Raw genomic sequence first — 18,648 nt, 5'->3', positions numbered from 1 at the left:
GTCGTCACGGTCTGCTGCCTGCGCCATTGGTTGTTGATTACCGTGGATCGACTGGCTGAAGCACCACGGAGTGTAGCGACCGTGGATCCAAAGTCCGGCCTCGCCGTCCGAGGCGAGGAGGGCGCACCCGGCTCGCCGGCGACCTGGCCTCGCGCAGCGCCTCTAGCCTCACACCGGAAAATGAACCGAACGGCAGCATCGCGCGTCTTTGTCACAGGAGGGACCTTGCGGGAGGTCTTTCGCTATGATGCCCTAAGCCGGGCATATGCGAAGAACTTGCCGACACGACGGAGCCCGCATTGGTCAACTGGACGCGGCGGAACTGCGACGTCAACTGGGACGAGTTCGACGCGGGTCGCTACCTCGACCACAACTACCGCACGCTGCGCGGCGACGACCATCGCTTCATCGAAGCGATGAGGGACTTCTTCGCTGACTTCGAGCTGCCGCCGAGCGCGATCGGAGTCGATCTCGGCAGCGGTACCAACCTGTACCCCGCGCTGGCGATGCTGCCGTTCGTCCAGCGTGTGACCCTGCTGGATCGGGGTTCACAGAACGTGCGCTACCTCGAGGAGCAGGTCGCGTCCTATGACCCGTCGTGGGATCCGTTCTGGAAGGTCTTGCTCGGGAACCCGCGCTACGCGGTGGTGACCGACCCGCGCGCGGCGCTGCGAAAGACCGCCGACGTCGTCCAGGGCGACATCTTCTCGTTCCGTCCGCACGACCGCTACGACATGGGGACGATGTTCTTCGTAGCCGAGTCCATCTCGAACAGCGCCGCGGAGTTCGAGACGGCCGTCGCGCGGTTTCTCGGCGCTCTCAAGCCGGGCGCACCCTTTGCGGCGGCGTTCATGGAGAACTCCAAAGGTTACGACGTCGGCGACACCCACTTTCCGGCCGTGCGGATCGGCCAAGAGGACGTCCGGCAGGTGCTGTCGGTGGCGGCCGAGGGCTTGACTGTCCATTACGAACCGGCCGGCTCCTCGGGCGATGCGCTGCGCGCCGGCTACGACGGGATGATTCTCGCGGTGGGTCGGGCGAAGCCTGAGCTGTCGATGTCCTCAGAGGCCTGGTCGTGCGCGCTCGACTACTCGGACCCCTCCAGCGTCAGGCCCATCAGTAAGCGGTCGCCGTCTTTGCCGAAGTGACCGCTCAGCATTTCTATCTGCGTGTACCCGAGGCGTCGGTACAAGCGAAGGGCGACGTCGTTGTCCGGATCCACGGTCAGTACGGATTCTTTTTGTCCCTGCCCGACCATGAATTTCTCGGCGTGCGCCGTCAGGTTGCTGCCGACGCCGCGCCGCCGGTGCGCCGGAACGACGCCGAGTGACTGTATCCATCCTTTGCCGGTGCCTTGTCCGAGCGCGGCGATGACGTAACCCACAACGAGTTCGTCATAGTGCGCGACGAAGAATCCTTCCGGATTGATGTCCAGCGTCTGGGCGAAGAAGAAATCGGGGTAGAGCGTCTTGCCGGCGAAAGCCTCGCGTTCCACCACTGTCACCGCGTCGATGTCTTTCCGTTCGCAGTGCCGAATGCTGTACCCGGGTTGCAGAGGCAGTAGAGTCGTCGCTGACCGGTCTTCGTTTGCCACTCTCTGCTCGTCTCCCTAGCTCGGAGTGATATGCGAAAATCTGTCGGAGTAAACGGATATTACCTGCCATTCGAAGTGGCGGGCCTGATTTGCCGTCATCGGTTCCCAGTGGGGCTGACGTGACGATCGATTTCAAATTTCGCCCAAGTGTCCGTCCACGTCGGTTTGTCGACGCTCCTGCGTCGGCGCGTTCTGCGGTCACGCGGGTCGCGCTGAACCGGTCTAAATAGGAATAGAGCGCATAGCGCTCATTTCGCTCAAGCGTGATTCCGGGGACGCCGGGCGTATCGCGGCGGAACGAGTTCACGGCTCATATTGGCCTGAGTGGGCCGAACGGTTATGTGTTGTCTACCCAGCTCTCGGGTGTTGTCCACGCGATCTTCATAGCGGCTCATGCGGCTTACCCTCGGCGTGGTAGAACTGTGCGCGCGCTACTTCCCACTCATTCATGAACCTGCTGGAGCTCTCCGGTGTTTGGTCAAGATGTCCAAAGTCATGTTGATTTAAGCGTTTCCGGGGCGCAGTCGGCGATCAGTGCCGAGACGGAGCCGGTCGTTCGTGAGCGGCGGACGCGGAAGATTCGCCGCTTTCTTTCCGTTGTTTCGCTGATTAGTTTGCTCGGTTGGGTGACTCCGCCTTTGAGTAAATCGCGCCGAGTCAAAGTGCGAAATGCGGACGTCGACTGGGATCAATTTGATCCGGAGTCGTACATCGCGGTCAATTATCGGCGCGTGCGAGACGATGATCGGCAGATCGTCAATCTCATCGGCGATCACTTCGCGCAGGCGGGTCTGAAGTTCCGGCCGGGAGTAAAAGGTAACTCGAGGGGTGTGGGTGATTCCGAGAGGCCTGCGGCATCTACTGTGGTAGCCGTAGACGTCGGATGCGGCGCCAACCTGTATCCCGCGCTATCGATGTTGCCGTTCGCGCACAAGGTGCACCTCATAGAACGCGGTGCCGCGAACGTGGCCTGGCTGAAGCAGCAGCGGCTGAAGTTCGATCACAACTGGTTGGACTTCTGGTCGATCCTGCGGGGCGGCCGTCCCGACTATGAGCGGGTGCGCTCCCCGCGGACGATGTTCCGGCAAAAGGCCGAAGTGCGGCAGGGGAACCTCTTCGATCTGCCCGTGGACACGTACGATCTCGGTACGATGTTTTTCGTGGCCGAGTCCATGTCGACCGAGTACGAGGAGTTCTCGGGCGCGATGACCAAATTCATCGGCTCGTTGCATCCGGGTGCGCCGTTTGCGGTTGCGTTCATGGAAGACTCGCACGGTTACGAGGTTGATGGCATTCAGTTCCCTGCCTTCGGCGTAGGTAAGGACGAGATCACATTGGCGCTCGCTGACATCGCTACTCTCGACGACGTAGCGAGGGTGACCTACGGTAACGGCGAACAGCTCCGTGCCGATCACCACGCGATGCTCGTCGCCATGGGCCGCAGGTGCTGATCGAATGTCTCCGGAGGTGTCTACTCGACGATGAAGGCACAACCGCGACAAGATCTTCTGGACATCTGGGCCGCCGTCGCTGAGGCCACGGTGGTCGATGGCAAGTGGACCTGGGGTGGCCGGGTCAAGCCGAACTCGGTCAGCGATGCCGAGCAGCTCCTCTGCATCATGTATCCGGCCTCCGAGGTCAAGGCCCTCAAACTGGACGACCCCGATCAGACCTCCCGGGACTCGGTCCGAGCGCTGCGGCTACTTGGGGACAACATCGAGATCCCGCGCCGCCTGGTCGGCATCTTGACCGAGTACATGAAGAACTACGTCGCCAAGGACCAGGCGCCCGACTTCTCCGGCGGCACGTATTACGGTCCGCACGACGGGCCGGACGTGGACAAGGTGAGCCCCGATCAACGTGCTCTCCCGATCGTCGAGTCGTTCTCCGTCTCGCTCACGCTGACCTTGGCCACGCTGGGCTTCGTGCGCATCTTCCGCACCCGGGTATCCCGCCCGGAGGTTCTGGAGGAGATCGCCACGCTCGAGGCGCTGGCCAGCAAGCGATTGAGCGCCGCGATGGTCGGCCTGCTCCGGAGCTTCACCGTGAACGTCTTCCCGGTCGAATCGCGGTCGGGCGAGATCCTCTACGGCACCGCGAACCAGAGCAATGAGCCGAAAGAGACGGTGATCGCCCGGCTTCGCAGGTCGCTCGAGGAAGTGCGCGCCGGACTGCGGGACCTCACGATCGGATCCGGTCAGGTCGAGTCCGACCTCGGCAATCCCAACCTGTTGTTCGAATGCGGGTGGTCCTGGAGCATCATCCGCGGCGCGCCGGAGATCGAGACGACCGAGGAGATCGGCCCGCAGAACGATGGCGTGGCGCCCGGGCGCCCATCGCTGTACTTCACGGTGAACGCCCTGGCCGGAATTCTCGACCTCACCACGGAGCGGACGCGAGTGCTCCGCCTTCTCAACGAGGAGCAGCAACGCTTGGCGCAAGCGCTGCAACTCCGGTACGACCTGACCCGCCAGTACTGGGCCACACTCGCGACGTTCGGCAACGGCCAGTGGCCGCTGGAAGACATGCCGTGGCGTACCAGCGATGCGGAGGAGTCCGACTACTTCACGCTGCTGATGACGTCGCTGGTCTCCGAAGATCTGGACCGGAGCCGGGCGACGGATACGGAGCTCAGCAAGATCCTCGCCGTGCTCGTGGAGTTGGCGGGACGGGGGCGAATCACCCGTCGCTCGATCGAGCGGGATCCCGCGATCGAGCTCCACGCGCCTGGGGTGCAGCTCACGCTCGTCGGTAGTGACTCGGTCGGCACGGTCGAACTCCAGTGGATCGTGTCCGACTTCGCGGCGACGTTGCTCAAGCGGATCGTGGCGCTGGCCGGCCTGGCTCGAAGTCAGAAGCTACGCCAGGACCTCCTCGATCTGGCCGAGCGCGTCTGGGACTACCTGCTCCGTCGGCGCTTCCGGGACGAGGAATCCGAAAAAGGGCCGGCCGGACTCTGGGACCAACCATCGCAAGCCTTCCCGCAAGCCGGTCTCGATCGGCAAGACCAGCCGTCGTGGTACTACACCGAGCGAATAGTCGAATCGCTGGTCGTGCTGTCGAGAGTCCTCGAGAGCCGCCAGTTCTCGAGCGATGAACTGATCGAACACGCATGGAGGGTGCTGGGCGAGGCCGAGGCGCGCTTCGACCAGGAGCAGGAGCGAAGCAGCGCGCTGAACAATCCGAAGATCGTGGCTGAGATGCGCGGGATGGAGACCGACTTGGCCCGAGCGCGTGACATCATTTCGGACTCGCCGGCGACCTCGGTCGCGAAGTGCAACAAGGTTCTGCTCAGCTTGGACGACTGGGCGGTCGCCAGGGCGAATGCGGAAGCGATGTAGCGATGCTGGTGTTCGCGACCTCTGACAAGGGCGGCACTGGAAGGTCCGTCACCAGCGCCAACATCGTTTATCAGGCCGCTTCGGACGGTGCCAACGCGTGTTACCTCGACTTCGACTTCGGATCTCCGACCGCGGGCGCGATCTTCCAGATCAGCGACAAGTCTCGCGGCACGCCCAACCGCGACGGCCTGCACACCTATCTCTTCGACGACGGCCCGAACCCGGTTGCGGTGAACGTCTGGGAGCAGACCAACCGGCCGGAACTCCGCCGCCGGCCGCGCAACTCGGGGCGGCTGGTGCTCTATCCCGGAGACGAAGGCGGCAGTGAGTTCAGTTCGAATCCGGCGATCGTCGAGCGTTGCGCGCGCCTGTTCCGACGTCTCGACGAACAGTTCGATCTCTGCTTGGTCGACCTGAGCGCCGGTCGATCTTTCGCGACGGACATCGTCCTTCAAGCGACCCGGACGCCGGATCTCGTCCACACCGATGCGCGGTGGCTGATCTTCCACCGTTGGACGCGCCAGCACATCATCGCGGCGAACGGACTGGTCTACGGCGACAACGGCATCCTCGCCAATGCGGAGGAGCACGGGCACGATCCGGCGAAGTTCAAGCGGAACCTCCGATTCGTCCGTACCGCGTACGTGGATCCCGAGGCCGAGGCGTTGCAAGGTCTCCGGTCCGGGCAGATCTCGTGGCTGCACAAATTCGATCAGGAACTGACCGCGCTGGCGGGCAAGAATCGTCTCGGGCAGACGACCACGCTGGGAACGGTGCCGCTGGACCCACTGTTGCAGTGGCGCGAACAGTTGATTCTCGAGGACGATACTCACAAACTGGTCGCCAACGAGCAGACGGTCAAGGCATTCATCGACCTCGCCATGCAGGTGCGTAAGGACGTCTGGGAGGCGCTGTGAGCTCGATCATCGCGATCCAGGGCGAGGCCAGCGAGCGGCGGCGGGTCGAGGCGTTGAACTGGTCGCACCTCTCGATCGAGTTCGGCCACCTCTATATGGAGGACTTCGCCGGAGGCGACGCGGCGATCGAGTCGTATTTCAAACGTCTAGCGCCGTGGGTGGAAGTGGCGCGGAACGAACTCGCGGTGACCCGCCGGAAGCCACGGGTCAGTACGTGCTTCCTCATCGACGACTACTTCCGGGACGACTACTCGCCTGCGCAGGTGATTCCGGCGGTTCTCCGCGCCGCAGCGGCCGTCGGCGTGCCGATCGACTACATCGCGAGGGAGTCCGGCTGCGCGGAGGCGGACGGTATCGAGCTGGCCTGGCTGGTCCAGGGCCAACTCGTACCGGACCCGCCGCCCGGCACGAACGGGACACGCACGCCACTCACCCAGGACGGGTGGCTCTGCAACGGCATCCGTTCGCCGGGTTATCCCGAGGGCAAGGCGATGGCGCCCAAGGGCGAGTGGCGGCAGCCGATCGAGAACGCCGCCCGGAAACATTCGGTTTTTCTCGACGTGGAGCTGCGCAACGGCGCCGACGAGAAGCTCAAGTGGTCCTGCGCGTTTCTGGCTGCAGTCTGGCAACTGGTCCGCTTGGGACTACTGCGGTACGACGACAAGGCCGTCACCAAGGTCGTCGGCATCGATGCGGTGCTCGAGGACTCCTCCGGGAACTGGCCGGAGACGTGGTCCGACCTGCCCGCGGTCATGCAGGTGAACAAGTCGGCCGCGTCGTTCTTTGCCCATCGGACGGTCTCCCTGATGACGAACCGCTTCCTGCCGACCGAGCATGCCGTGCGGGCAATCCTCAGCTCAGTACGAGTGGATCCGGCCGTAGCCGAGAAGGTGAGCGAACGCGCGGAGGACGAGGGCTGCCGGCTGCCTACGGAAATCGTCGATCGGGTCAGCTACCTGTTCTTGGGTCTGTGACGAAGGACGAGTGACACCATGCTGGTTCTGAGTGAGGTTCGGACCGGTCTCCTTCGGAACTCGCAGCCGCTGACCGACGATGATGCACGTCGAGTGCTCGCCCTGACGCTCGGCGTGCCCGTGCGGACGCGTGAACGGCCGATTGCCTATGCCGAGTACTCCGGCCGTCTGACGGGGGTGGACTGCACTCTGGAGGTGTCGACCGGCAAGCGTCCGCGGCTGGTCGGAGTCGTCTCGGAGAAGGCGTTCCTGACGGGGGGGCGCATCCTGCAGGCCTCGGCGACGGTTCAGGTAGAACCGGCCTCCTCGTCGGGCCGACGGCCCTGGTCGTACTACATCGCGCGGCCAGGCATCGCCGAAACGATCGGTTCGTTCAAGATCGACGCCATTCAGACGGGCTTCCTGAGGGCAGACGAAGGCGCCGGGCTCGATCTCGGCAGCATCGCCGCCCGGGTGCTGGATGATGTCCAGCACTCCAACCGGCTCGACGGTCGACAACCATTTCGCTCCAACCGTACGAACCTGCGGTGGATCCTCGAAGACCCGGCGGATGGAGTGGACCGAATCGAGTTCAATGTCGAAAAAGACGAACTCCGCACGCTGCGAATATCGTCGTCGAGCGTGACACCCCAGAACGCTGCGATCCTCGCAACTGACGTCGCCCGGCACGATTGGCTACTCACGTCGTTGCTCGACCTGCTCCGGCGCAGCGGACTCGACGACGGGATGAGTCCGCGCGTGGTCAACGACCTACAGCCGGTAGTCGATCACCTCCTTCACCTCTGGATGCCCGCGGCCCGGGCCGACGATCAACTTCGCGGACTCTGGGAGCAGGTCGACAGGGCGTCCGGCTTCAGCCGGCAATGGGAAACGCAGGTCGCACGCGTCCGGGATCAACTACAGATGTACGGGATAGCGATGCAACGGGATTCCGTAGCTCCGCGGCGGTCAGCGTAGGAGATTCCCTGCTGTCCCTCCGTCATCGGTACTGCTTCCTTGTTCCTGGTTTCATTGAAACCACCGTGGGATGTTCGACGCGCCCTTACTCTTGAACTCGGCGACGTGACGGCTAGTCGGCGGCCGCCTGTGTCAGGGTGTCACGGATGCGGGGGCGCTGATGACGACGAAGCCGAAGGGGAATCGCGCCTTCGATTGGGCGCATTTCAATGCGAAGCGATATGCCGACACCAACTATGCGAAGCTTCGGCCCGACGATCAGTACTTCCTGGGTCTCATGCGAGACCATTTCGTCGCGTGCGCCCCGGCGCCGGATTCGATCGGGGTCGATTTGGGGGCCGGGCCGAATTTGTATCCTGCGTTCGCCATGCTCCCTCATGTCGGAAGATTGATACTCCTGGACTTTTCGGTATCGAACGTCAGATGGTTGAGGGAACAGGTGCACGGAGCTGCCGGCTATGCCAGATACTGGGATCCTTTCTGGCGCGAGTTGAGCACGGTGGAGCCGTATCGGAGCGTCAGGAACCCGCGGGCCGATTTGTCCAGCAAGACATCAGTGGAACGCCGCGATCTGTTCAGACTGGTTTCTGATCCGACCTATGACATCGGAACGATGTTCTTCGTGGCGGAGTCACTGACTGACAAGAAGGACGAATTCGAGAAGGCGGTGGCCAAATTTTTCGCCATCTTGAAGAGGGGCGCGCCATTCGCGAGCGCGTTCATGGTCGAATCTGATGGCTACAACGTTGATGGCGCGTCGTACCCGGCCGTCTCGGTCGAGCAAGAAAAGATCAAGGAATCACTTGGCTCGTTAGCCGATGAGCTGAAAACTTGGTACGTTCCTGCCTCGGATGCACCCCTCCGCCACGGATACGCGGGGATGCTTCTCGCCGTCGGTCGGAAGAGGGGCTAGCGCTGCTACTACCGCCGGAGTTCATATACGTCGCGGCTGTGATCAACCTCGTCAACGGCGGGATCTTCGTCTCGCAAGTCGTACAACGGCGAATAGTGCCGCACATGGTGACCTGGTTGTTCTGGTCCATCGGGCCGTACTTGGCCTTTGCGGCTCAACTCAGCGAGGGGGTAGGGCTTCCAGCGCTCGTCACGTTCGTGGTCGGACTCGATCCGACAGTTATTTTCTTCGTTGCTCTATTCTACGGTAACTCCACGTGGCGGATTTCGCGCTTCGATGTGGCCTGTGGTGTCGCGGCGGCGGTCGGGCTGATCCTCTGGGCCGTCTTCTGGGAGGCGCGGCTGGCCATCCTGTTCGCGATCGTCGCCGATGCTTTAGCGGCGGTGCCGACCTTCCGCAAAGCATTCGTAGATCCGGCGACGGAGAATTGGAGGCTGTACGGGTTGCTGGCCGCCAGTGGGTTGATCACGTACGCGTCGTCGCCCGAGCGAGGTTTTGCGGTTACCGCATTCGCGGGTTACCTGGCGTTGCTCGGAATCGCGCTGAGCGTATTGATTGTCATACGCAGTCGCCAGATCACTCCTGCTCGACCGTGACTAGCGTCGATGGGACGGTGCATCGCTCGCGTCCTGCACCATCAGGAGGCGACTCCGGCCAGTTCCGTGATAGTCGTCGATGCGCTCCACCAGTGCATAGTTCCGTTGCTGGTAGAGGTGGAGAGCGATCTTGTTCACGGGGTCGACCGTCAATTTGATCTTTTCGCAGCCGGCCTCGTGGAGGTACGCCTCTGCCGCGTTCATGAGGCAGGTGCCGACGCCCTCTCGGCGATGAGCTTCGAGAACTCCGAGCGACATGATCCAGCCGACTCCGGGGCAGCCGGCGTCGACGACGGAAACGAGGGAGCCGACGATTTCGGGGGCAGCGTGCCGACTATGGCGCTCAGCCACGAGAAATCCGTCCCGGAAGACGGCGCCCAGTCGGCCGAGCAGGCGCCGCGGATACGGATCCTCGACAAATGTTTGATTCTCCACTTGGTAGAGCTCATCGATATCCGAGGTTGCGAATCTGCGGATCTCATATTTGGGCGCGAGCTTACCGGGCAGCATCGTATGATGCGTTGGGTGCCCGATGCCGGTGCTTGTCGCAGCGGCGCCTTTGATTTCCTTCTCAACCTCGGCCAATAGGTTGATGCGGCCCGGACCCGGAGCCGTCGCGCTCAACAGGGTGCCGGTCTGAACGGAGATTGTATAGGCGACGATTTCACCGTGCTGCTCGACGACCCGGAAGCCGGATCCGACAATATCCCTGAGCTGCGCGAACACGAAGCGCGGTGGAGAGTTCCGGCCGAATGCTTGGTGGTCGAGGTCAGATACCTGGTTTAGATCGTCCGGTCGGCACGAGCGCATTCGAACGGCCACGTCATCGGGAAGATCTTCGGCGGGTGCAGTCACACCAATCCTTCGAATGTTCGGAGGTCCGCGGCGATTGTGCATGTATAGCGGATCGCTGGCAAGGCGACGTGCACAGTCCCCAGGACTAATACGATGAGCGCTGGTCCGCGGTTCGATCAAGCAGTATGCCGGCGGAGCCGGTACTTCCAGTACGTGTATCTATGTAAGATATATCCGATTCCCGAACGCGGTAGCGCCTTGATTCGGCGCGTCAGGAGGGGATGGCCCGATGAGACTGCAGCCACGGCGTGAGATGCTCGAAATCTGGCGCGCGGTCGCACATTACAGCAGGGCTGACGAGGAGTGGGGTTGGGAAGGCCGGTTCGGACGGAATTCCATCTCCGACGCCGAGCAACTCCTCTGCATCATGTACCCGGCCTCGCTGGTCAAGAGCTTTCAGCTTGACCGTCCAGACAATACCGAGAAGGCGATGCTGGCCGCCCTCGCAAGAATAGGAGACCGTTCCGACCTGCCACGTCGGCTCCTAGACCTGTTAACCGAGTACCTGCAGACCTACACTGATCAGACGGGAGCCCCTGACTTTTCCGGCGGATCGTATTTCCGGTCGGCTGAGGCAGGGACGAAGGTCACCGACGACCAGTTGAGGCTGCACGTCGTCGACTCCTACTCGATTTCCGTGACGCTGACACTTGCCACACTCGGCTTCGTCCGGATCTTCCGGCGTCAGATCACGCGTACCGACCTCCTGGTCAAGGTCGACCACCTCGAAACGCTGGCCAGCCGGCGGCTCAGCGCGGCCATGGTCGGCCTGCTGCGGAGCTTCACGGTGAACGTCTTCGGCGAAGACTCGCTGCCCTGGCGAACGCTGCTGCGCACCGTCGGCAAGCGCGGACAGTCGAGCGAACGTCTGGTGGCGGATCTGAATGATCGGTTGCAGGAGGTCCGGTCGGGGCTCCGTGGCTTGACCATCGGTTCGGGTCAGGTCGTCGACGACCTGAGCGATTCGTCGCAGCTGTTCGAGTGTGGCTGGACCTGGGGGACATTGGCCGGAGCGCCGGAGATCACGACGACGGAGGACGTCGGCCCCCAGGCCGAAGGGCTCGCTGAGGATCGCCCGCAGCTGTACTTCACCACAAGCGCCCTGGCCGGGATCGTCGACCTCACGTCGGAGCGAACCCGTGTGCTTCGCCTCCTGAACGAAGAACAGCAGCGCCTGGCGCAGGCGTTGCAGCTCCGGTACGACCTCACGCGGTCGTATTGGGCGACGATCGCCAGTTCGGAGACGACGACGGGTGTCCGGCTCGCTGAGGATCGGTGGCCACTCGAAGACATCCCCTGGCGGACGAGTGACGGCGAAGAGTCCGACTACTTCAGTCTCCTCGTCGCCTCGCTGGTCACCCACGACTTGAGCAAGCGGTGTGCGCCGGACAGCGATCTCCGTCGTGTGCTCTCGGTGTTGCAGGAACTGGGCAGCCGTGGCCGGGTCACCCGGCGTCCGCTGGCGAACGACGTGGCGGTCGAGCTGCACTGGCCCGGTGTCCCGCTGCGCCTCGGCGGCACCAAGACGGCGACGACACCGCAGCTGAACTGGGTCGTCTCCGACTTCTCGGTGATGCTCCTCAAGCGGGCGGCGACGCTAGCGATCCTCGCACGCAGTCCGGAGTTGCGGAGTCAGCTGACTGCGCTGATCGATCAGGTATGGGACCACCTAGCGGAACGGCGAATGGACGACGGGCAGCCAGGCTCGCTCTGGGATCAGGCACCGGCGTCCTGGGACCTGCCGGACGCCGCACGCGACGGCGCAGTCGTCGACCGGCCGTCCTGGTACCACACCGAACGCGTGATGGAGTGCCTCGTCATGCTGTCCGACGTGATCCTGACGAAGCCGACGAGAAGCGACCTGCTGGCCCAACAAGCGCGGGATCGGATCACCGAAGCTGAGCAGCTGGTCGACCGCCAGCTGTTCGCCGGTGCGATGGAGGCCGGGCCCTCCGTGCGCGGACGCCTGCAGGAGTTGCGCTCCAAACTTCAGCGGGCCCAGCGTGTCCTGGCCGAGACACCGGCCACCGCGGACGCGCTGGCCAGCGAAGTCCTGCGGGGGCTGGACGAGCTGGAAGCCGCGCAAGAGAACGCGGCGGAGTGAGCCGCCGTGATCGTTTTCGCGACTTCCGACAAGGGCGGCACCGGTCGTTCCGTCACCGTGAGCAACGTTGCGTATCGTCGCGCACTGCACGGCGACGACGTCTGCTATCTCGACTTCGACTTCGGGTCACCGACGTCCGGAGCGATCTTCCACATCAACGAAGCCGCACGCGGGATCCCGAAGGTCCATGGCGCCAGGAATGGCCGCGGTCTGCACTCCTATGTGCAGGGCGAGATCAGCGACCCGGTGCGGCTGGACGTCTGGCGCACCACCGACCGCTCGGAGATGCGCGACAACCCGACGAGCGGTGGGCGGCTCGTCCTCCTCCCCGGGGATCAAGGTGGCGGAGAGTTGCCCCGGGTGGCCGGCGACGTCAAGCAGGTCGCGCGATTGTTCCGGACGCTGGACGAGGAGTTCGGACTCTGCCTGGTTGACCTGAGCGCCGGGCGGTCGTACGCGACCGACCTGGTGCTGGAGGCGGTTCGGTCTCCGTTGTTGAAGGGCGTCGAGTCCCGGTGGCTGGTCTTCCACCGCTGGACGAAGCAGCACATCATCGCGGCGTCCGGATTGGTGTTCGGAGAGAACGGGATCCTCGCCAGCGCCGGACGAAACCCCGAACCGCTGGTGCGCTTCGTCCGGACGGCGGTCGTCGATCCGGATTCGAGCCAGCTGTCCGGTCTTCGTCCGGCACAGGTCGCGTGGTTACGGCGGTGCAATCGGGAGCTGCAGGAACTCGCCGGAAAGCACGGACTGGGGCACACGATGATGCTCGGCGAGATCCCTCTCGAACCAATGTTGCAGTGGCGCGAGCAACTGCTGCTCGACGATGACGTCTACGCGCGTCAGGTGGCGAACCTGGACACTCTCGAGGCGTTCGAGAGCCTCGCCGACCGATTGTTCGACCGGAAGTGCTGGGAGATGCTGTGAGCGACGTCAGGGCGGAATTCAGCGAAGCCACCGCGCGCGTCAAGACGAGCCAGATCCCGCTCTCCCACCTGTCAATCGAGCTGGGCCATCTCTACCGCGAGGATTTCGACCCCGAGGGCAGCAAGCTCCGGGAGCACTTCGCATCGGTGGCGGACTGGGTGCCAGGGGCAATCAAGCGGTACAGCCCATCCGGGGGGCGTCGTCCTCGGATCAGCACGTGCTTTCTGATCGACGATTACTTCGCACCGTTCAGCACCCCGCAGGTCGTGATCCCGGCGATCATCGAAGCGGCCGCGGAAGCTGGGCTGTCGATCGACTACCTCGTCCGTGAGGCGTCGTGCGCGCGGGCGAACGACGTCGACTTGGCAACCCTGGTGCTCCATCAACTCGTGCCTGAGCCCTCGCTGGACACCGATGGATCGCGGCCGCCGGTGCTCGAGTCCGGCTGGCTGAGCAATGGCAGGCGCGCGCAGGAGGGCGTGGCGCCGGCGATGTCAGGATCACGGAAGTGGGCTCCGGCCGTGCAGACCTCGGCGCGCCGTCACTCGATCTTCGTCGACGTCGAACTCTGGTGGGAAGACCAGGGCGAGCGCCTCTGGTCGGTGTCATTTCTGGCCGCGATTTGGCAACTTGTTCGCCTTGGAATGGTGCGTCACAACGGGTCACCAGTGATGGTTCCGGAGCCGCCTAGGCTGGAAACGGCGAGGAGCTGGGATGATTTGCCGCCGATCGTCCAACTCGAACCTGACGCCGCTCCGTTCTGTGCATACCAAACGTGTTCAGTTCTTTCGAACCGCTTTCTGCAAGTAGAACTCGCGGTACAGGTGATTCTGAGTCAGATCGTTGTGGACGATGCGATACAGGAGACGATCACTCAACGAAGTAGCGCCGAAGGATTCCGGCTTCCCGCCGAAATCATTCGGCGAATCAACTACGTTCTGGATGGGAACGTGGCCGGCGACCCGTGAGTCGGCTCGACGCTCACCGGGGGGCCGCAGTGCTGATAGTGGGCGAGGTACACACCGGGCTTCTTCGACATTCCGTGCCGGTGTCACAAGCGGTATCGGCGCGAATCTTGGCGCTCCGGCTGGGGCAAGAAGTCCGGTCGTCACAGCGTCCAGTTCCTTCCGTGGTCTCACCCGATCTCTTCGATGGCATCGATTGCCGGTTGTCGGCTACCGCGGGCGGTCGGCCTCGCGCTGTCGGCACGGTGGCCACGCAGGCGTCGATCACCGCTGGCCAGATCCTGCAGGCCGCCTCGGTGGCGACGCTGATCGAGGGCACAGCGGGCCGACGCATGCCGTGGGGTCACTACCTCTCCCGACCTGGTGTGATCGAGACGGTCAGCCCGGCGAACTTGCATCACGTCGCGTCCGCGTGGAGGACGTCCGAGACCGCCCTCCCCAACCTGGCGGCGATTGCCGATCGGCTCCACGTCGATATCCAGGAATCGCCGTTGCTGGACCAGGCGGTAGCGATCTGGACACCGAGGACGCGGGTCCGATGGATCCTCGAGTATTCGGAATCCAGGCCCGAAGTCGAGCTGTCCGTCGAGTCTGGCGAGTACCGAACCATTCGAATGTCCGGCGCTGCGCTCTCAGCTCGTGCGGTGAACGACTTCTGCGCCGCCGTCGCGATGCACGACTGGCTGCTGACGATCGTGCTCGACGCGATCCAGAGGAGTCGGCTGGAGTTGGGCGTCGACTCGAAGTGCTTGGCGAGGTTGCGCCCTACCATCGATCGCTTCCTGCATCTCTGGATGCCCGCGGCGCGGATGGACAAGACGCTCCGCCCGTATTGGCAGGCCCTGGACGGCGCGGCCGGCTTGACCGAGCAGTGGCAGATCCAGGTCTCCCGTATCCGTGACCAGCTAGCCCTGCACACCGTCGGGCTTCTCGAGGAGGCCTCGGACCGCGCTCAGCAGACTACGGACGTCGCATGACCGAGCCGGGGCGCGTCCGGGCCGCGCTGAGGACTACCAACGGCCGACTCATTCGGCGAATCTTCGTGTCGCTCGGCATCGGCGGGCTCACCTACGGACTCACGAACCTCACGAGCGGCGAGATCGGTCCGGACGATCAGGCCGCGCTGATGTCGCTCACGCTGTCGGTGTTTCTCGGGGGCATCGTCCTGCTGGTCCAGTACCTGATGGAGTTGGACAACCGGCTTCAATCGATCGAAGCGCGTCAGGTCGAACACGAGCGAAGCATTCACGATCTGGTGCACGGAGCGTTCGTCCAGATCAATGACGCCGCTTCTCTGTTCGGACTGTTGGAGCAGACCGCGGCGCGGTCGGACGCAGTCACTCAGATGGTGCAGCACGCGATCCTGATCAAGCCCGGTGATTCCGGTTTGGTGTACGAGTTCGCGCAGAACGAGATCAGCCGGACCTCGTCGTTCTTGAAGGCGCTGGCGGCCGGCGAAGCGACCTACGAGGGTGAAGACCGCGACTGGTTGATCGGGCTGACCGACATCAGCCGCTCACACATCGATGCGACGAGCTTCGCGACGGTGGACGCCGGCGGAGAAAGCTTCGGTGACGGCTTCTGGCAGAGCCCGCTCGGCCGGCGCTACCTGCAGGCGCAGCATGATGCGGTGGCCGAGCGTGGCGTGACGGTTCGGCGCATTTTCATCTTCGACAAGCCGGATCTGCCGACAGATCGCGAGTTCAACGCGATCTGTTCCGCGCAGAAAGACGCCGGCATCGACGTGCGTGTGCTCGACTACAGCCACATCACTCAATCGCACATGGATCTACGCGACTTCATTATTTTCGATAACAGCGTGAGCTACGAGACCGTCGTATCGGCCAGCCGCGCGATCGCGAATCCATCGATCTTGAATACGAAGCTGGTTCTGGATATCGGCCAGATACGCAAGCGGGCGGCGGATTTCGAGTATCTCTGGGATTTGGGGGAGCCGCTCCCGTCGTACTCTCGCTGAGACCTGGTCAGTGGTCCGGCTTGGGTAGACGAGTTGTCGCCTCCTGCTGGATCTGGGATGCCGCGGTCAAGTACCGCAGAACGGCGCGGAGTTCGTCGTCAGTGAACGTGTCGTACAGCTGATGCAACGGCCTCAGCAACTCCAGGAAATGCGGCCCGATCGCGTCCAGCCGCCCCCTCACCATCTCCACCAGCACGCTCCGCCGATCGTCCGGGTTCGGAACCCTCCTCGCGAAGCCCTTGCGCTCCAGCCGGCTCAGCAACCCCGTCACCGACGCCGGCGCCAGGCCCGACCTCTCGGCCAACTCGCCGGCCGTCAGCGGCCCGAACCGCTCGATCAGGTCCAGAGCCTTCTGCTCGGTCGCGCTCAGCCCCGACAGCTCGGCCAGCGCCGTATGGAACATCACCGCGACGGTGCTCTGCACCCTCCCGGCCAGGTCCAGCTGGGCGATCAGGTCCTCCCGGTCTGCTCCCACGCTTGACATGCTAGCTAATACTTAGTTCGTCCGAACGAAATAAGTCTCGAGAGGTGAACTCATGCGAGCGCTCGTCATCGGCTCCGGCGTTGCCGGGCCCGCCACTGCCATCGCGCTCCAGCGCGCCGGCATCGACGCCACCATCTACGAACGTCACGACCACACCGCCGACGACGCCGGCCTCTTCCTGACCTTCGCCGGCAACGGGATGGACGCGCTCCGGGTGCTGGGGGCCGCCGACGCCATCGAGAAGGCGGCCTTCGAGACGCCCCGGATGGTCATGCGCAGCGGTACCGGCCGGGTCCTCGGCACGATGTCCCACGGCACCGACGACTCGGTCAGCCGCACGATCCGCCGGGCCGACCTCTACCGCGCCTTACGCGACGAGGCCCTCAGCCGGGGCATTCCCATCGAGTACGGCAAGCGACTCGTGCGCATCACCGACGACACCGCCGTCTTCGCCGACGGCACCGAGGCCACTGCCGACGTCATCATCGGCTGCGACGGCCTCCACTCGCCCACGCGCACCGCGATCGATCCGGACGCCCCGACGCCCCGCTACGTTCCCGTCCTCAACACCGGCGGGTACACGACCGGAGTCGATACCGGCGCCGAGCCGGGCACGTTCACGATGATCTTCGGCAAGCGCGCGTTCTTCGGCTACGTCCCGGCCCCGAACGGCGAGGTCTGGTGGTTCGCCAACCCGCCGTTCCCGCACCCGCCGTCGGCGTCCGAGCTGGCCCGGATCGACCTGCTCGACCTCTTCAAGGACGACGACGGCCCGGCCACCGCGCTGATCGAAGCGTCCACCACCCCGATAGGCGCCTGGGCCACGTACGACCTGCCGGTCGTCCCGCACTGGTACCGCGGCCGGATGGTCCTGGCCGGGGACGCCGCCCATGCGACGTCCCCGTCCTCCGGACAGGGCGCCTCGATGGCGATCGAGGACGGCGTCGTGCTGGCCAAGTGCCTTCGCGACCTGCCGACCGACCAGGCCCTCGAGACCTACACCGGTATCCGGCGTCCCCGCGTCGAGAAAGTCGTCGCCGCCGGCGCCCGCACCAGCAACATGAAAGCCGCCGGCCCGGTCGGCCGCGTCATCCGGGACGCGATGATGCCGCTCTTCCTGAAACTCGCGTCCCGGTCGATGAACAACGACTGGATGTACCGGTACCACGTCGACTGGGACGAGCCCGTGATACTGGAGAAGTGATCATCCTCGCCGGCGTTCCCCTCGGTAACCCGGGCGACGCGACCGACCGTCTGCGCGATGCCCTGCAGAAAGCCGACGTCGTCGCGGCCGAGGACACCCGCCGCGCGAAGCGCTTGGCCGCCGATCTCGGCATCACGATCAGCGGCCAGGTCATCCGCTTCGACGACGTCACCGAGCAGCGTCAGGTACCCGCCGTCGTCGACCGGGCCCGGGCCGGCGACACGGTGCTGCTGGTCACCGACGGCGGCATGCCGAGCGTCTCCGACCCCGGCTACCGGTTGGTCGTCGCCGCGATCGCGGCCGAGATCCCCGTGGAAGTGCTCCCCGGTCCGTCCGCGGTCACGACCGCGCTGACGCTCTCCGGCCTCCCGTCCGACCGCTTCTGCTTCGAGGGATTCCTCCCGCACGCCCCCGGCAAGCGCCGGGCCACCTACGCGTCCCTCGCGACCGAGCCGCGCACGATGGTGTTCTTCGAGTCCCCGCGGCGCATCGGATCGTCCCTGCAGGATGCGGTCGCCGCCTTCGGCGCCGAACGTCCGGCGGCCGTCTGCCGCGAGCTCACCAAGACCCACGAAGAAGTACGTCGGGGGACGCTCGGCGAGCTCGCGATCTGGGCCGCCGACGGGCTGCTGGGCGAGATCACGGTCGTGGTCGGGGGAGCCCCTCGACCCGGCCCCGACGACGTCCCCGAGCCGGCCGAACTGGCCCGCCGCGTCGCACTGGCCGAGGCCGGGGGAGTGCCACGGAAAGAGGCCATGCGAGCAGTCGCCGGCGCCGTCGGCGTCCCCCGCAGTGTCGTTTACGACGCGGTGCAGGCGGCCAAGCACGCGCCCTGACCC

18 protein-coding genes are annotated in these 18,648 nt (G+C 64.4%); 15 read left to right on the top strand and 3 right to left on the bottom strand.

Features of this window, described 5'->3' with window-relative positions:
* Positions 1-299 precede the first annotated feature (299 nt).
* Positions 300-1,148: an SCO2525 family SAM-dependent methyltransferase gene (locus tag FL583_RS07340; protein ID WP_142703717.1), complete on the top strand. Its 849-nt coding sequence runs from the start codon at positions 300-302 to the stop codon at positions 1,146-1,148.
* Here the strand turns inward: FL583_RS07340 and FL583_RS07335 are convergent.
* Complete coding sequence (locus FL583_RS07335; protein ID WP_142703716.1) at positions 1,088-1,594, bottom strand: GNAT family N-acetyltransferase; 507 nt, start codon at positions 1,592-1,594, stop codon at positions 1,088-1,090. The two genes, FL583_RS07340 and FL583_RS07335, sit on opposite strands and share 61 nt — an antisense overlap.
* Before the next feature lie 470 nt (positions 1,595-2,064).
* Between FL583_RS07335 and FL583_RS07330 the strand changes: the two genes are divergently transcribed.
* The 7 genes from FL583_RS07330 (at position 2,065) to FL583_RS07300 (ending at position 9,292) form a co-directional block, all read left to right on the top strand.
* Entirely contained in the window at positions 2,065-3,045 is a 981-nt protein-coding gene (locus tag FL583_RS07330) for an SCO2525 family SAM-dependent methyltransferase (protein WP_142703715.1), read from the top strand.
* A gap of 30 nt (positions 3,046-3,075) precedes the next feature.
* Positions 3,076-4,935, top strand: coding sequence for an SCO2524 family protein (locus FL583_RS07325; RefSeq protein WP_142703714.1), 1,860 nt, complete (start codon positions 3,076-3,078; stop codon positions 4,933-4,935).
* A 2-nt stretch (positions 4,936-4,937) separates the two neighbouring features.
* Entirely contained in the window at positions 4,938-5,852 is a 915-nt protein-coding gene (locus tag FL583_RS07320; RefSeq protein ID WP_142703713.1) for an SCO2523 family variant P-loop protein, read from the top strand.
* Positions 5,849-6,826 carry an SCO2522 family protein gene (locus tag FL583_RS07315; RefSeq protein WP_142703712.1) on the top strand — a complete coding sequence of 326 codons (978 nt, stop codon included), beginning with the start codon at positions 5,849-5,851 and terminating at the stop codon, positions 6,824-6,826. Before FL583_RS07320 ends, FL583_RS07315 begins: the two co-directional genes overlap by 4 nt.
* Before the next feature lie 18 nt (positions 6,827-6,844).
* On the top strand, positions 6,845-7,783 hold the full coding sequence (locus FL583_RS07310; RefSeq protein ID WP_142703711.1) for an SCO2521 family protein: 939 nt from the start codon (positions 6,845-6,847) through the stop codon (positions 7,781-7,783).
* Between the two features lie 160 nt (positions 7,784-7,943).
* On the top strand, positions 7,944-8,696 hold the full coding sequence (locus FL583_RS07305) for an SCO2525 family SAM-dependent methyltransferase (RefSeq protein ID WP_142703710.1): 753 nt from the start codon (positions 7,944-7,946) through the stop codon (positions 8,694-8,696).
* Between the two features lie 38 nt (positions 8,697-8,734).
* Positions 8,735-9,292: a hypothetical protein gene (locus tag FL583_RS07300; protein WP_142703709.1), complete on the top strand. Its 558-nt coding sequence runs from the start codon at positions 8,735-8,737 to the stop codon at positions 9,290-9,292.
* On the opposite strand, the gene FL583_RS07295 is transcribed toward FL583_RS07300, so the two are convergent.
* Positions 9,293-10,147: a GNAT family N-acetyltransferase gene (locus FL583_RS07295; protein WP_170323531.1), complete on the bottom strand. Its 855-nt coding sequence runs from the start codon at positions 10,145-10,147 to the stop codon at positions 9,293-9,295.
* 229 nt (positions 10,148-10,376) lie between these two features.
* Between FL583_RS07295 and FL583_RS07290 the strand changes: the two genes are divergently transcribed.
* From FL583_RS07290 to FL583_RS07270, 5 genes are read left to right on the top strand one after another with little or no spacing between them, the layout of a single operon-like run.
* On the top strand, positions 10,377-12,251 hold the full coding sequence (locus tag FL583_RS07290) for an SCO2524 family protein (RefSeq protein WP_142703707.1): 1,875 nt from the start codon (positions 10,377-10,379) through the stop codon (positions 12,249-12,251).
* Between the two features lie 6 nt (positions 12,252-12,257).
* Positions 12,258-13,178 (top strand): SCO2523 family variant P-loop protein, encoded by a 921-nt coding sequence (locus FL583_RS07285; protein ID WP_142703706.1) that lies wholly within the window; start codon positions 12,258-12,260, stop codon positions 13,176-13,178.
* Positions 13,175-14,146 carry an SCO2522 family protein gene (locus tag FL583_RS07280; protein ID WP_142703705.1) on the top strand — a complete coding sequence of 324 codons (972 nt, stop codon included), beginning with the start codon at positions 13,175-13,177 and terminating at the stop codon, positions 14,144-14,146. Before FL583_RS07285 ends, FL583_RS07280 begins: the two co-directional genes overlap by 4 nt.
* A complete protein-coding gene (locus tag FL583_RS07275; protein ID WP_338081117.1) occupies positions 14,143-15,120 on the top strand; it encodes an SCO2521 family protein in 978 nt (325 codons plus the stop codon). Before FL583_RS07280 ends, FL583_RS07275 begins: the two co-directional genes overlap by 4 nt.
* Complete coding sequence (locus FL583_RS07270; protein WP_142703703.1) at positions 15,117-16,121, top strand: DUF6879 family protein; 1,005 nt, start codon at positions 15,117-15,119, stop codon at positions 16,119-16,121. The genes FL583_RS07275 and FL583_RS07270 overlap by 4 nt, the downstream gene beginning before the upstream one ends.
* Before the next feature lie 7 nt (positions 16,122-16,128).
* On the opposite strand, the gene FL583_RS07265 is transcribed toward FL583_RS07270, so the two are convergent.
* Positions 16,129-16,596 (bottom strand): MarR family transcriptional regulator, encoded by a 468-nt coding sequence (locus tag FL583_RS07265; RefSeq protein WP_205751912.1) that lies wholly within the window; start codon positions 16,594-16,596, stop codon positions 16,129-16,131.
* A gap of 61 nt (positions 16,597-16,657) precedes the next feature.
* Between FL583_RS07265 and FL583_RS07260 the strand changes: the two genes are divergently transcribed.
* Positions 16,658-17,809: an FAD-dependent oxidoreductase gene (locus tag FL583_RS07260; protein ID WP_142703701.1), complete on the top strand. Its 1,152-nt coding sequence runs from the start codon at positions 16,658-16,660 to the stop codon at positions 17,807-17,809.
* On the top strand, positions 17,806-18,645 hold the full coding sequence (gene rsmI, locus FL583_RS07255) for a 16S rRNA (cytidine(1402)-2'-O)-methyltransferase (protein WP_205751911.1): 840 nt from the start codon (positions 17,806-17,808) through the stop codon (positions 18,643-18,645). The genes FL583_RS07260 and rsmI overlap by 4 nt, the downstream gene beginning before the upstream one ends.
* Positions 18,646-18,648: the final 3 nt, after the last annotated feature.

Source organism: Cryptosporangium phraense, assembly GCF_006912135.1.
GTDB classification, from domain to species: Bacteria; Actinomycetota; Actinomycetes; order Mycobacteriales; family Cryptosporangiaceae; genus Cryptosporangium; species Cryptosporangium phraense.
Note: the sequence above shows the minus strand (reverse complement) of the source record. Positions and strands in the feature narration are given on the sequence as shown.

What these genes read in the sequence shown, in the direction of transcription:
- FL583_RS07325 (WP_142703714.1), top strand. Translation starts at nt 3,076, where the DNA reads ATGAAGGCACAACCGCGACAAGATCTTCTGGACATCTGGGCCGCCGTC.
- FL583_RS07320 (WP_142703713.1), top strand. Translation starts at nt 4,938, where the DNA reads ATGCTGGTGTTCGCGACCTCTGACAAGGGCGGCACTGGAAGGTCCGTC.
- FL583_RS07310 (WP_142703711.1), top strand. Translation starts at nt 6,845, where the DNA reads ATGCTGGTTCTGAGTGAGGTTCGGACCGGTCTCCTTCGGAACTCGCAG.
- FL583_RS07305 (WP_142703710.1), top strand. Translation starts at nt 7,944, where the DNA reads ATGACGACGAAGCCGAAGGGGAATCGCGCCTTCGATTGGGCGCATTTC.
- FL583_RS07290 (WP_142703707.1), top strand. Translation starts at nt 10,377, where the DNA reads ATGAGACTGCAGCCACGGCGTGAGATGCTCGAAATCTGGCGCGCGGTC.
- FL583_RS07270 (WP_142703703.1), top strand. Translation starts at nt 15,117, where the DNA reads ATGACCGAGCCGGGGCGCGTCCGGGCCGCGCTGAGGACTACCAACGGC.
- FL583_RS07260 (WP_142703701.1), top strand. Translation starts at nt 16,658, where the DNA reads ATGCGAGCGCTCGTCATCGGCTCCGGCGTTGCCGGGCCCGCCACTGCC.